Annotated in this window: 14 protein-coding genes; 11 read left to right on the top strand and 3 right to left on the bottom strand. The window is 56.0% G+C overall.

What is annotated here, in order from left to right; all coding sequences use genetic code 11:
- Positions 1-10: 10 nt before the first annotated feature.
- Positions 11-976 (bottom strand): bile acid:sodium symporter family protein, encoded by a 966-nt coding sequence (locus HMPREF1153_RS11705; RefSeq protein WP_009647170.1) that lies wholly within the window; start codon positions 974-976, stop codon positions 11-13.
- 427 nt (positions 977-1,403) lie between these two features.
- Between HMPREF1153_RS11705 and HMPREF1153_RS11700 the strand changes: the two genes are divergently transcribed.
- From HMPREF1153_RS11700 to HMPREF1153_RS11650, 11 genes are read left to right on the top strand one after another with little or no spacing between them, the layout of a single operon-like run.
- Complete coding sequence (locus tag HMPREF1153_RS11700; RefSeq protein ID WP_009647186.1) at positions 1,404-2,324, top strand: hypothetical protein; 921 nt, start codon at positions 1,404-1,406, stop codon at positions 2,322-2,324.
- A 56-nt stretch (positions 2,325-2,380) separates the two neighbouring features.
- On the top strand, positions 2,381-3,889 hold the full coding sequence (locus tag HMPREF1153_RS11695; RefSeq protein ID WP_232208301.1) for a Tat pathway protein: 1,509 nt from the start codon (positions 2,381-2,383) through the stop codon (positions 3,887-3,889).
- A 16-nt stretch (positions 3,890-3,905) separates the two neighbouring features.
- Positions 3,906-4,913 carry a bifunctional heptose 7-phosphate kinase/heptose 1-phosphate adenyltransferase gene (locus tag HMPREF1153_RS11690; protein WP_009647163.1) on the top strand — a complete coding sequence of 336 codons (1,008 nt, stop codon included), beginning with the start codon at positions 3,906-3,908 and terminating at the stop codon, positions 4,911-4,913.
- A gap of 19 nt (positions 4,914-4,932) precedes the next feature.
- Positions 4,933-5,397, top strand: coding sequence for a D-glycero-beta-D-manno-heptose 1-phosphate adenylyltransferase (rfaE2, locus tag HMPREF1153_RS11685; RefSeq protein WP_009647201.1), 465 nt, complete (start codon positions 4,933-4,935; stop codon positions 5,395-5,397).
- A gap of 33 nt (positions 5,398-5,430) precedes the next feature.
- Positions 5,431-6,453 carry a glycosyltransferase family 9 protein gene (locus HMPREF1153_RS11680; protein WP_009647179.1) on the top strand — a complete coding sequence of 341 codons (1,023 nt, stop codon included), beginning with the start codon at positions 5,431-5,433 and terminating at the stop codon, positions 6,451-6,453.
- A complete protein-coding gene (locus tag HMPREF1153_RS11675) occupies positions 6,450-7,511 on the top strand; it encodes a glycosyltransferase family 9 protein (RefSeq protein ID WP_009647177.1) in 1,062 nt (353 codons plus the stop codon). The genes HMPREF1153_RS11680 and HMPREF1153_RS11675 overlap by 4 nt, the downstream gene beginning before the upstream one ends.
- Before the next feature lie 11 nt (positions 7,512-7,522).
- Positions 7,523-8,638 carry a glycosyltransferase family 9 protein gene (locus HMPREF1153_RS11670; RefSeq protein ID WP_009647183.1) on the top strand — a complete coding sequence of 372 codons (1,116 nt, stop codon included), beginning with the start codon at positions 7,523-7,525 and terminating at the stop codon, positions 8,636-8,638.
- 31 nt (positions 8,639-8,669) lie between these two features.
- The gene (gene rfaE1, locus HMPREF1153_RS11665) at positions 8,670-9,668 is read left to right on the top strand and encodes a D-glycero-beta-D-manno-heptose-7-phosphate kinase (RefSeq protein WP_009647184.1); all 999 of its coding nucleotides are present in this window, start codon (positions 8,670-8,672) and stop codon (positions 9,666-9,668) included.
- A 54-nt stretch (positions 9,669-9,722) separates the two neighbouring features.
- Entirely contained in the window at positions 9,723-10,694 is a 972-nt protein-coding gene (gene rfaD / locus HMPREF1153_RS11660) for an ADP-glyceromanno-heptose 6-epimerase (RefSeq protein WP_009647168.1), read from the top strand.
- The gene (locus HMPREF1153_RS11655; protein ID WP_009647195.1) at positions 10,684-11,202 is read left to right on the top strand and encodes a D-glycero-alpha-D-manno-heptose-1,7-bisphosphate 7-phosphatase; all 519 of its coding nucleotides are present in this window, start codon (positions 10,684-10,686) and stop codon (positions 11,200-11,202) included. Before rfaD ends, HMPREF1153_RS11655 begins: the two co-directional genes overlap by 11 nt.
- A 34-nt stretch (positions 11,203-11,236) precedes the next feature.
- Positions 11,237-11,770, top strand: a complete 534-nt coding sequence (locus tag HMPREF1153_RS11650; RefSeq protein WP_009647191.1) for a hypothetical protein — start codon at positions 11,237-11,239, stop codon at positions 11,768-11,770.
- Between the two features lie 80 nt (positions 11,771-11,850).
- Here the strand turns inward: HMPREF1153_RS11650 and HMPREF1153_RS11645 are convergent, their stop codons facing one another.
- Entirely contained in the window at positions 11,851-12,549 is a 699-nt protein-coding gene (locus HMPREF1153_RS11645; protein ID WP_369791808.1) for an IS4 family transposase, read from the bottom strand.
- Positions 12,440-13,231, bottom strand: a 792-nt coding sequence (locus tag HMPREF1153_RS13255) for a transposase (RefSeq protein ID WP_369791807.1), incomplete at its 5' end; no start/stop codon positions are given. The genes HMPREF1153_RS11645 and HMPREF1153_RS13255, both read right to left, overlap by 110 nt.

Genomic DNA, 13,231 nt, shown 5'->3' with positions numbered 1-13,231 from the left:
CTGTGGCTTGTCAGAGGGAAACATCGGCGGAAATCTCGCTTTCGTCGGCATCATGGCGCGTGAACCAGTTCGCTGCAAGCGAGCCGGAAATGTTGTGCCAGACGCTGAAGAGCGCCGCAGGAATCGCGGCGGCGGGATTGAAGTAGAGGAGCGCGAGCGATGCCGCCATGCCGGAGTTCTGCATGCCGACTTCGATGCCGATGGCGCGTCGTTTCGCTGCAGAAAGTCCAAGCAGTCCGGCAAGTGCGTAGCCGAGTGCGAGACCGAAGCCATTGTGCAGGACGACGGCGAGGGCGACGAGTGCCCCGACCTCAGTGAGGCGCGGTGCGCTCATGGAGACGACGACACCGACCAAGAGGGCGACGAGCAGGGCGGAGATGAGCGGCAGAACCGTCAGCGCGTACGCGACACGACGGCGGAAGAAATGGTTGAGTGCCGCGCCGAGGAGGACGGGAAGGAGCACCATTTCGGCGATGGAGAGCATCATCGCGGGAGCATTGACGGCAATCTCTTCACCCGCTAAGAGGAGCGTCAGAAACGGTGTGACGAAGGGGGCGAGAAGCGTAGTCGCCATAGTCATGGTGACCGACAGGGCCACGTCGCCTTTGGCAAGGTAGGTGATGACGTTTGATGCCGTGCCTCCCGGGCAGGTGCCGACGAGAATCACGCCGACGGCAAGATCGGGCGGCAGGGAAAACGCTTGGGTAAGGAGATAGGCGACGAGCGGCATGATGGTAAACTGCGCGAGCACGCCGATGCCCACATCCCACGGGTGGCGCACCAGATGGCGAAAGTCTTTGAGCTCGATCGTCATGCCCATGCCGAACATGACGATCCCCAGGAGAAGCGGCACCTGCGGCGCAATCCAAGAGAGCGACGCAGGAAAGACCGCGCCCGCCGCGCCGACGAGGACGACGAGCCAGACCATGTTCTTGACGATGAAGCGGCCGATGTTTTGCAAATGGATTCCTCCCATCAAAAAGGCCTTCCTGCCAAAAGACAGAAAGGCCGAAGTGCATGCAGAACCGTCACGGCTATGTACCGTGTGCGCTGTAATCTTGTGCGAAACCTTGCTGTCTCAGTCCCGAGGGATCTAAGCAGATGTTTACCGCTGCGGTATTCATTTGTGGCAGGGTGTGAAGCAGGGCGGGCGTCGCTCGCGCCTGCACGGTAAATACAGCGAAGTACGATTCCCTGAGGATATCATCTTCGCGACTCTTAAGATAGCATAGCGGGTGGGAAAATGCAAGGGGATGTGTCGATCGTCTTTCGACAGAGGAATACGCGCTTATGCGAGTTTAGTGGACTTTTAAGGGAGGATTTCCCCGCTGTTTGCAGAATAAGGCATAAGAGAAATTCTATTTCGTATGGAAATTCATGGCTGTCATAAAGGAGGAACTTCCATGTTCTTGAAAAAAATCATGAGCACGGCTCTTTGCGCCGCGCTTTTTGTGACACAGGTTGGCATGGCGAGTGCCGCAGAGGAGACGGTGCAGGGAAAGCTCGCCGCCGTTGAGACGGAGACGTGGGGCGCAGAGCAGACGGGCGCGTTCCTCGATCGCATCAATCATTTGGAGAAGGACTATCTCGGCAAACACAACAAAGGATCCATGCTCGATCGCGTCAATATCGTCTACGACGACATCTACGACAACACGACAGGGCCCGGCCTCTTGACGCAGCTCAATGCCGTCGAATGGGGACTCATGCACGAGGTCAGCCCCAAGGCGGTGGATAAGCGCGTGACGGAGATGGAGATGGCGGTCGCAGGAAAGACGAGCGCAGGCACTTACAAGAAGCGCATCCAAGATCTCGGAACAGCGGCTTTCGGCGGCTACAGCGTGCCGCTTGAGCAGGTGACCGTGCCGAAGAACACGGTGCTCAAGATCGCCTTGACGCAGGAGGTCAACGCGAAGAACCTCAAAGCGGGAGATACCATCCGCTACAAGGTCGCGGAGGATGTCGTGCAGGGTGGCATGCTCGTATTCGCCAAAGGGCAGCCGGGCGTGGGCACAGTGAAAAAGGTCACGCAGGCGCGCAACTTCGGCCGCGATGCGGAAATCGACGTAGACTTCCATACGACGAAGGCGATGGACGGCACAGAGGTAAAGACGTTCGTCGGCGAGGAATCGAAGCAGGAGATGAAGAGCTACGCCATGGCTGCCGGCGCGAGTGTTGCGGGTATGCTGATCTTAGGGCCGATCGGCATCATTGGCGGCGCGTTCGTCAAGGGGAAGAACATTGAATTGCCGGAAGGGACGGAACTCTTCATCCAGACGCAGGATGAGTCCATCCTCTATGCGATACCGACGACGGAAAAGTGAGAGGAAATTTCATGAAGATGATGGTTCGGTGCGTTTTCCCTCGAAGAATTGTCCTTTTGACCGTAGCCTTTGCGGCATCCTGTCTGCCTTCGGCGGCGTTTGCGGAGTACCATTCGTCGACAGATACGGCGGCGGATGTCCTCGACTACATCGAAAACGAGCGGCGTGCGGCAAGGGAGAATCGCCTGTCGGAAGCGCAGGAACAGCTCGTCCGAGATACGGCAGCGATGCAGGCGCATCTGCGCCAGCCCATGGAAGACCACCTGAAGCCTCTGCCCACGGCTTTCGAGGGCGACGAACTGTTTTATGACCAGGTGACGGGCGAGTTCTTCGCGCGAGGCAGTGTGAAGGTTACGGAGATCGACAATCGCCGCGTGCTTTCCGACGAGATCAAGGGAAACGCTCTTACGCAGGACGTTGTTGTTGAGAACGAGGCGCATATCCTGCAGGTGACGCCGGGCATGGCGCGCGTGGACGTCCATGGCTGGAAGCTCTCTTACAATTATGGCACGGGCATCGGCAAGGTGGAAGACGCTTCGGGCAAGGTCAATCGCCAGTACATCTCGGGCAAGCGCATCGAGGTCTATCCCGACAGGGTCATCATTCACGAGGGACGCGCGACGAAATGTCATGCGAAGACGCCCGACTACAGCGTGAGCGCTGAGCGCATTGAGATTTATCCGAACGACAAGATCGTCTTCTATAACAGCGACTTCTGGCTCAAGAAGACGCGCGTCGGTCATCGCGACAAGTATACGGCGGACATCCGACCAGATCATAAGGATATGCCGCCCTTCCCTTCGGTGAAGTACACGAAGTCGGATGGGCTTATCATCGAGCAGGATTTCACGCTTCCTGTGGCGGAGCGTCTGGACTTTATCCCGACACTCTTGGTATCGACGAAGAAAGGCGTGCATGGCAAGGCGGAACTTCGCTATGGTGGACACTATGGAACGCTGAGCCTGCAGTATGGCTATTGGCAGGACAACGATGACAGGTGGATTCGCCGTGAGCCAAGCCTGCATTACGAGTTCGGTTACCATTTCAAGGATGTGCCGATCGGCTGGGGAATCAAGGCAGACCACGGACGCTGGTACAACGACGGGATCAAGAGTACGCACACCTATGGAAAGATCGGTGTCTACCACGATCCGATTCCCTTGGGGAACGGGGCGGCGCTTTCGTTTGCGGCGGATTATTCCGTGACGAAGGAATCGTACGATCGGTCGAGGATTTCGGGGTTCAGTTGGTCGGCTACGCTCGTGAAGAAGTTCAACGACCGGTTGGCGGCCTATGGAAAGTACAGCTACGCACAGGTCTATGCGGGAAATTCGCTCTTCTACTACGATGTGGCGGATTACCATCGTGCGCTCTATACAGGATTCAGCTATCAGCTGACGGAGCGCGACCGTTTCGTCTGCGGTACGGCGTATGACATTGATCGCCGCACTTTGGGTGATGTCGATTACTATTGGTATCATGATATGCATTGTGTGCAGCTCGTCACGCGCTACCGTGCGAAGCGCGACAGTTGGAGCGTCCGTTTGAACTTCACGCCGTGGTGAGCGGAGGAGTGTGGAAATGGCAGCATCGATAAATGATCCAGCATCGGCGGTGGGCTGCTTGAAGGGCACGCGCGTGCTCGTCCTCGGGGATATGGTCGCCGACATCTACCTCGACGGGCGCATCTCGCGCATTTCGAGGGAGGCGCCTGTACTCGTACTTGAGGAGATGGGCGAGCGCGTTGTCGCGGGCGGCGCGGCGAACGTCGCGCACAACGCCGCGACCTTGGGCGGCGCGGTATGCGCCTTCGGCATCTTGGGCAAAGACGCGGGCGGTGCGGGCATTGCCGCGGTGCTCTCTCGCGCGGGCGTCGATACGGCGGGACTTCTGGCGACTTCTGAACGACCGACGATTTCCAAGACGCGCGTCATCGCGGGCGGCAGGGCGACGGTCAGCCAGCAGATCGTGCGCATCGACAAGGAGAGCCGTGAGCCGCTTTCCTCTGTGCTCGCGGAGGAGTTGGAAGAGCGCCTCTTGACGGCATTGGCGCATGTCGACACCGTCGTTCTGAGCGACTACGGCTCGGGTACGATCACGCAGGGGATTCGCGAGCGGCTTCTTGCCGCCTGCCGCGAGCGCGGCGTTCCGACGATTGTCGATTCACGCTACGGCGTGCGCTCCTTCTCGGGCGTCGACTATGTGAAGCAGAACGACGCGGAGCTTGCCACCGCCTTCGAGCGTCACCTTGATACGGAAGAGGCGCTCGAAGAGGCGGCGCGCGAGCTTGTTGCTGAACTCGGTGCGAAGGGGGCGCTCATCACGCGCGGCGAAAAGGGCATGATGCTCTTTCTTGCGGACGGCGCAAGGCATGAGATTCCCGTGTCGGACAAGAGCGAAGTTTACGATGTCTCAGGCGCGGGCGATACGTGCGTCGCGGCGTTTATCCTCGCGCTCGCGGGCGGCGCCTTGCCGCTCACGGCGGCACAGCTGTCGAATATCGCCTCAGGTATCGCTGTGCGAAAGTTCGGTACGGCGACGGTCAGTGCAGCGGAACTTACGAGGAAGGTACGGGAGCTTTCTGCCTAAAATCTTGGGGAGGATTCACATGCTGATACCGAAGGAAAGGATCGAGGACTTCTGCGCAACGCTGCGCGAAGCGGGGCAGCGCGTCGTCTTCACGAACGGTTGCTTCGACATCCTGCACGCAGGTCATGTGCGTTATTTGGAAGCGGCGCGTGCCTTGGGAGACTGCCTCGTGCTCGGACTCAATACCGACGCTTCCGTGCGCCGCTTGAAGGGCGAGACGCGTCCTGTCAACACGGAGCTTGACCGTGCAGTGGTCGTGGGTGCGCTCGCCGCCGTCGACTACGTCGTGCTCTTCGATGAGCCGACGGCGGAAACGCTCATAGAGAAGGTGCGCCCTGCCGTTTACGCCAAGGGCGGCGACTACACGCGCGAGACTTTGCCTGAGGCGAAGATTGTCGAAAAATACGGCGGTGAGGTGCATTTCATCGACCTCGTGCCCGGGCGTTCGACGACAAAGATCATCGAGAAGATTCATCAGAGATAGAAACAGGCTTGCAGGAGAAAGGCGGGAAGCTGCATGAAAAACATCCTCGTCGTCAAGCTCAGCGCCATCGGCGACGTCATCCATGCGCTTCCCGTCTCCTATGCCATCAAGGAGACGTTTCCCGATGCGCATTTGACGTGGGTCGTCGAGCCGACGGCTTATGACATCTTGGCGGGCAATCCCTTCATTGACAACATCATCCTCTTTGAAAAGAAGCGTTTTCGCACCGTGCGCGGCTTCCTCGAAGAATTCCGCCCCTTCCGCCATGAGCTTCGTGCGAGAAAGTACGATGCGGCGCTCGACCTGCAGGGACTCTTCAAGTCGGCGGCGATTGTCGCGCAATCGGGTGCGAAACTGCGTCTTGGCGCGGCGAACATGCGCGAAGGCTCTGCCTATGTGAGCCACCCTATCAAGGGGACACACGCCTCGGGGCACATCGTCGAGCGCTACCTCGACGTCGCGCGCGCCCTTGGCTGCCGCGTTGATGAGGTGCGTTTTCCCGTTGCCGTCTCCCCTGCGGAAGCCGCTTCGGCGGACGCTCTGCTTGCCGCCGAGGGCGTGCATGAAGACAACCGCTTCGCCGTTCTCGCCATCGGCGCGAACTGGCCGAATAAACGCTGGCCCGTCAAGTACTTCGCCGTTCTCGCCGATTGGCTCTACAGCGAGAAACTCATCCCCGTACTCGTCGGCGGCGGTCGCCTCGACGAAAGCCTCGTGCGTGACATCGAGGCGCTCACCGAAGTGCCGCCCGTCAACCTCGTCGGGCACACGAGCCTCAAGGAACTCGCGCACATCTTCAAGCGCGCCGACCTCGTCCTCGGCGGCGACACTGGCCCCGTCCACCTCGCAGCAGGACTCGGCACGAAGACGGTCATGCTCATGGGCCCGACCGACGCCAACCGCAACGGCCCTTACGGACAGCAGAAAAACGCCATGGAGATTCCGCGCTCCTGCAAAGCGTGCTGGAAGAGGAGATGCCCCAAGGGACTCGACTGCCTCGCGATTCTTTCTGTCGAGGAAGTCAAGGAGAAGATTCGGGAGGTCTTGGCACGGTGAAAGCAGCGAAACCGATCCGCTTTGCAGAATTAAAGCGAATACTTGTCATCAATCTTGCATTTATCGGCGATGTGATCCTCACGACTCCAGCAATCCGTGCAGTCAAGGAAGCGTGCCCTGGTGCTGCCATCACGATGCTCACTGTACCATTGACTGCGGAAGTCGCGGAGATGAATCCCTTTGTCGATGACGTCATGATGTATGATAAAAAGGGGAAGGACAAGGGGCTGCTCGGTATGTTTTCTGTAGGCAGAAGACTTCGCCGCAGGAATTTCGACATGGCGATCTGCATGAATTTCGCGACGCGGGGCGCGATCGTCGCCTTTTTGGCGGGCATAAAGATTCGCTTGGGTTATGATGCGCAGCACGCAGGCTTTTTCCTTACACATAAGGCTTCGGCGATACGGACGACGGTGCAGCACGAAACGATCAATCATTTCGGTGTGCTTGTACCGCTGGGCTTTGCAACCCGCAATTTGAGCCTTGTATGTGAACCGCCTGAAAGGGCGAAGCGCTCCTTTGCACAGAAAGCGGAAAAACTTGCATTGCTTGCGTGTGAGTATATTGCGATTTGCCCGTTCGGCAGACACGAGCGCCGAAATCTCAGTGAAGAGACAGTAAGCGGCTTCCTTCGGGAATTTTTTGCCGATGCGGATGCTGCGAAGAACCGCAAGGTGTATCTGATTGGTGGAAAGAACGACGCACAAGGTCTGGAGGTCATCGCTCGTTCGACTGGGAGCAATCGAGTGCAGGTAATTGCCGGGACACTTACTTTGCAGGAACTTGCCCTTTTTTTGGAGAAAGCGGATTTGCTCGTCACTGTTGATACGGGACCTGCGCATATCGCTCAAGCCGTGCATTGCCCCACGTTGGATATTTTCAGTACGGGTGACCCGAGAGTCTGGGGACCGCGCGGCGAATACGACATCGTGATTGCTGAAGAGAGGGATGCCGAAACGGGGCTGCTTCCCGAAACGGATTGCATTCGCAGTATCCCGCCAGAGCGCATATTGCAGTCCGTCAAATGGATATTGCAGCAGTCGATGCAAAAGCGATAAAGGAATCATTTATGCAGCAGAAAAACTACAACAACATCCTCGTCATCAACCTCATGCACATCGGCGATCTCATGCTTGTGACGCCCGTCCTCCGGACGCTTCGCACGAACTTCCCGAAGGCGCGCATCACGCTTCTCGCAGACAAGAAGCTCGCCGATCTCGTCGTCTGCAACAAGCATATCGACAGCTGTCTTTTGCTCGACAAGAAGGGAGCGGATAATCATCCGCTCGCTTTTTTGCACTTTATCCGCCGCGTTCGCCGCGAGCATTTCGACCTCGTCATCAACCTGCACCGCAACGAGCGCGCTTCGGCGCTCGCCGCCTTCTCGGGTGCAGGGCGCATCGTCGGCTATGCAAAGCCCTTCTTTTCCGCCTTCTTCGACAAGGTTATGGAAAACAAGAAGGCGGTCAAGCATCAGATCCATTCCCACTTCGACGTGCTACAAGAAGCCGTCGGCATCGAGCGCATCGACGATGCCGGCTTGGAGATGTGGCTGCCTGAAGGCGCGGAAGAAAGCGCGGCAAAGCTCTGGCAGGACGCCTTTCCTGCGGGAGCGAAGGTCATTGCCTTGAACATCGGCGCGAGTTGGAAGACGAAGCGCTGGATTGACGACTATTTTGCACAAACCGCCGATTATTTTCTGGAAAGGGGTTATGGAGTCGCCTTCTTCGGCGGCCCGATGGACGAAGAACTCGTCCGTGCCTGCCGTGCCAAGATGCGCCACGGCGATCATGCGATGCTGCAGACCTTCACGGGACGCGTCACGCTCGCCGAGCTTGCGGCGCTCCTCAAGAAATGTGCGCTCTTCATCACGACGGATTCCGGCCCTATGCATGTCGGCGTCGCGATGAACGTGCCCATCGTCACGATGTTCGGCGCAAGCCCCGTGCCGGGGTTTTACCCCTACGATGCCAAGGACATCCTCTTGAAGACGCCCGAAGCCTGCCATCCGTGTGGCAAGCATGAATGTCCGAGAGCGGGGAAAGAAAATATGGCGTGCATGAAGAACATCCCCGTCAAGGAGGTGCTGCGCTATGCGGAGGAACTCCTGCATGAGTATGAAAATAAAGTCGGCAGCATCCCCGCGCACGATGGACAATATCGCTGCAAGGTTGTAGAATTATAAGAGAAATCATCTCGTTGGAAGGGAGCTTTCTATGGACATCGAAAAAATGCTCGCCCTCGTCGAGGAACGTCTTTCTCGCTGCAGGATTCTCGTCACAGGCGACGTCATGCTCGACAAATATTACTACGGCGAAGTCACGCGCATCTCGCCCGAAGCGCCCGTGCCGATCAACCACATCACGCGCCAGAAGGAGACGCTCGGCGGTGCGGCGAACGTTGCGCACAACCTCGCGCTTCTCGGCTGCGACACGCTTCTCGCGGGCTTTGTCGGTGAGGACTACCATTGCCGCTCCTTGAAGGAAAAGCTCGTGGAAAACGGCATCGACCATGCGGGACTCGTGCCGACGAACCGCCCGACGACGACAAAGATGCGCATCATCGGCGGCCATCAACAGATGATGCGGCTCGACTTCGAGAGCACGGAGCCGCTTGAGAAGATCTACATCGACAAATTTCTCGCCTTCGTGCGCTGCAAGCTCGCCGAGAGCATCGACGCTATCGTCGTTTCCGACTATGCGAAGGGAACGTGCAGCGAAGTTACGACGACGGCGATCATCGAAGCAGCGCATGCGCATGGCGTCCCCGTCATCATCGATCCCAAGGGCGCGAACTGGACGAAGTATCGCAGCGCTGACTACATCACGCCGAATGTCAAGGAAATCAACGAGATTCTCATCGACCCCATCAAGAATACGGATGCTGAGGTGCTCAAGGCCGCCCACTACATCATGCGCAAGTATCGCATCAAGAATGTGCTCGCGACGCGCTCGGAAAGCGGCGTGACGCTCGTGCGCGAGGGTGAAGAGGTGCATATTCCGACGCGGGCGCAGGAGGTCTTCGATGTATCGGGCGCGGGCGATACGGTCATCGCCGTCCTCGCCGCAGGCCTTGCGGGCGGACTCAAGGGCAGGGACGCTGCCTTCCTTGCAAACCTCGCCGCAAGTGTTGTCGTAAGAAAGCTCGGCACCTACGCCGTGAGCCGCGAGGAGTTGAAGGAAGAATTGCGGAAACTGCCGCGCGAAGAAGCATGAGTTTGAAGGGCGCATTTCGCACGCGCCTTGCATGAAAAGAGAGAGGGGATCTTCATGATCATCGTCACAGGCGGCGCCGGATTCATCGGCAGCAATATCGTCAAGGAACTCAATCGCAAGGGCAGGAACGACATCCTCATCGTCGATGACCTCAAGGATGGGGAGAACTACAAGAACCTGCGCGGACTTCACTTCATCGACTACCGTCACAAGGATGACTTTTTAGAGAGCATCGAAGATGACGAATTCGGCGGCAGTGACATCGACGCTGTATTTCACGAAGGCGCCTGCTCCGATACGATGGAGTACGACGTCAACTACATGATGAAGGTCAACTACGAATATTCGAAGACGCTGCTGCACTTTTGCCTGCTGCACCGCGTGCCGTTCCTCTACGCCTCGTCCGCCTCGACGTACGGTGCAGGCCGCCACGGCTTCACCGAGAATGACGCGGCGGAGGACGCTCTGAATCCTTATGCCTACAGCAAGCTCGCCTTCGACCGTTATGTGCGACAGGTCATGCGCGAGAGCCGCAGCCCGATCGTCGGTCTGCGCTACTTCAACGTCTTTGGCCCGCAGGAGCAGCACAAGGGTAAGATGGCGTCGATCTTCTACCAACTCTACCGTCAGCTCAAGGAAACGGGCGAGGCGCGACTGTTTCGCGGCACGGACGGCTTCGACGACGGCGAGCAGCGTCGCGACTTCATTTACGTCAAGGATGTCGTCAAGATCAACTTCTGGTTCTGGGAAAACAAGGGGCCGTCCGGCATCTACAACTGCGGCACGGGCAAGGCACATACCTACAACGAAGCCGCTGATGCTGTCATTGCTGCCTTGGGCAAGGGCTATATCGGCTACCGCGATTTTCCCGAAGTGCTCAAAGGCAAGTATCAGAGCTTCACTGAAGCCGACCCGAAGCAGCTCCTGAAGGCTGGCTACGACGGAGGCTTCCACGACTTCCGCGCCGCTGTCAAGGAATACGTCGACTTCCTTGAGGACGGAGGCTACTTCCGCTATGAAGAATAAGGGCGTCTCCGCTGTATTCTTTGACCGTGACGGCACGCTGAACGTCGATATTCATTACCTGCATCGACCCGAGGATTTCATCTGGACGCCCGATGCTCCCGCCGCCATTCGCCGTCTCAACGAGTGCGGCATCCTCACTGTCGTCGTCACGAATCAATCGGGCGTGGCACGCGGTTACTACCCAGAAGAAGACGTCCGCCGCCTGCACGACTGGATGAACGAGGAACTGAAAAAAGAGGGCGCTCACCTGGACGCCCTCTTTTACTGCCCCCATCATACGGAAGGAAAGATTCCAGAGTACACGAAGGCTTGCAACTGCCGTAAACCCGCTACGGGCATGATCGACGCCGCCTGTGCGAAGTACCATATTGATCGAATGCGAGCCGTCCTCATCGGCGATAGCGAAAGCGATATGGAATGTGCGAAAAGGGCAAGGCTTAGAGGCGTGCGGTATGAAGGCGGGAGTTTGCTGGGAGTGGTGGAGCGAGTGCTGAGGTGGCTGGAGTAGGGAATGATGGGATAGAAAAGGAAGGATGAGCATAATGCTAGATATTAATGGGATAGTTTCTCTTGAGATGAGAAAAAGTAAATATGATTCAATCGATATTCTGCTGGATATTGTAAAAAAAGAATATGATGTAGAGAATGATGAGAAAAAAAGTATTGATAGTCGGACAGGGATATTTATTACTTTAACTATGGCAACTATTGTATTTATTTTTAATAATGCAAATAATATAATTCATATTGTAACTGATAAAGGGGAGGTTTATTTCTATGCTTTATATGTCATCTTGGTTCTGGCAGTCTCGGGAATTTTTATTGGGCTGCTTAAGTTTGTGACAGTGGCATCTATTAATGGTTATGCCAAAATTAATATGCGTGATATTTTTTATCAAATCACTTTAGGCAAGGACAATGCTTCGATGCTAGCGTATATCCAGTATGAGAAAATTGTTGATACGAATAGAGATATAAATAGGAATAGATATAAAATTCTTGAAGATGGAATAACCGTTTTGAAATGGGCAGTTTTGCTTTTTGGCGTAGTTTATATATTGCAGCTTTTTTTCTAAGAATGCTCAAACTTCGCACATCAAAAATACTCGTCAAGGCTTGGAAAATACGGCATTGTAGCTAAAAAAAAACAGATTCATTATGCACATTTTTGCAGTTTTTTTGACACCAGCGACGGCAACTCGGATAAGAAACCTTCCAACTGTGCCTGTACCTTCTGTTCATCAAGCATCGTCCGCTCTTGCAATCGTTCGGCAAAGAGCGACACAAGAAGCCGTACTGCTTCTGCCAAGCATATATCTGGAAGTTCATCCATCAGCAGGTAGAACAGCTCTCCCAATCTTCGTTCATCTTTGGATTCACGTTGCTCCACTGTCAGAAACCTGTACCGTGTGAACACAATGGATACATGCGCTGTCATGGCATCGTACGAGACTGCGCGGCAGTCCTTCTCCAAGCGCAGATAGCTCTTGCACACCTTGAAGAACACCTCGATCCCCCAACGCGTCCCGTAGATACGAATCACTTCTTCCTCCGTAAGGTGCATATCCGTTGTCACCAGCACAAGCCAGTCCTTTCGATTGTTACGGTTGCGGACGAAAACGAGACGTACGGGGAGCGATTCGTTCCCCTTGCGTACAGCAGCTTCTACCGACAACAGATACTTCGAGCGTCCGCGCCGTTTCTTGTGCTTCCGGTAGATTGCTTTCACATCCTGCATCACGCCTTCATGGAGGTAATGGATCTTTTCCGTTTTCTTTGCCATCGCAACGACCTCGTAGCCAAGTGCATGGATGGACAAAAGAGAGGCTGGAGAGCAGAACCACGTATCGAACAAGACGTGACGCGCAGGAATCGCCGCCTCCTTTGCTTCCTGCAAGAGCCGCAGCCATGACCTTGGTTGCTTTCCTTTGTGCCAGTTTCCGTTGTTTTGCGCCATTGGTGCGGGCATCTACGTTCCTGGAGGATGCCCTAAGACGGTTCTTTGGATTCTCGGTGGAAAGAAGTGTATGGTTGACTGGCAGGAGTGTGTTTCCATCCGACCAGCAGAGTGTGAGCATACGAAAACCGTAGGAGAATTCCTTTTTGGCATGGTCGTAAAGACGAGCAAGAAGCTCGACCTTCTTGGAGCGGGCGCGATGATAGACGGAATCATCGAGGATGAGGACGTTGACTCGATCCGCACTTGTCAAGGGAGCGATGGTCGATTGGATGATGGTGGCAGCGAGGGTTGTTGTGAATCTGCGCCAGTGGATATGGCAGGAATTCATGAAGCGGTAGAACATGTCCTTGGCAAAGGGGATAATGCCGGGTTGCAGGTGGATCTGCATGAAGAAGGACCGCTGTGCGAAGATGGTGGAAAAGGCGACGATAAAGATGCTTAGAACAGGGAGGCCGCGGAGTTTGTAGGCGTTTGCAGAACGAAGAATGCGACTGACGTGGTAACGTCGGAGAAAATATTGCATTTTCTCGGAAAGTTGTTTCTCCGATTGGTTGGTTTGTGCTATACTATTCATGGC

The organism is Selenomonas sp. CM52 (genome assembly GCF_000292955.1).
In the GTDB taxonomy this organism is placed as follows: Bacteria; Bacillota; Negativicutes; order Selenomonadales; family Selenomonadaceae; genus Selenomonas.
The sequence above is the reverse complement of the archived record's forward strand: the minus strand, read 5'-3'. Positions and strand labels throughout refer to the sequence as shown.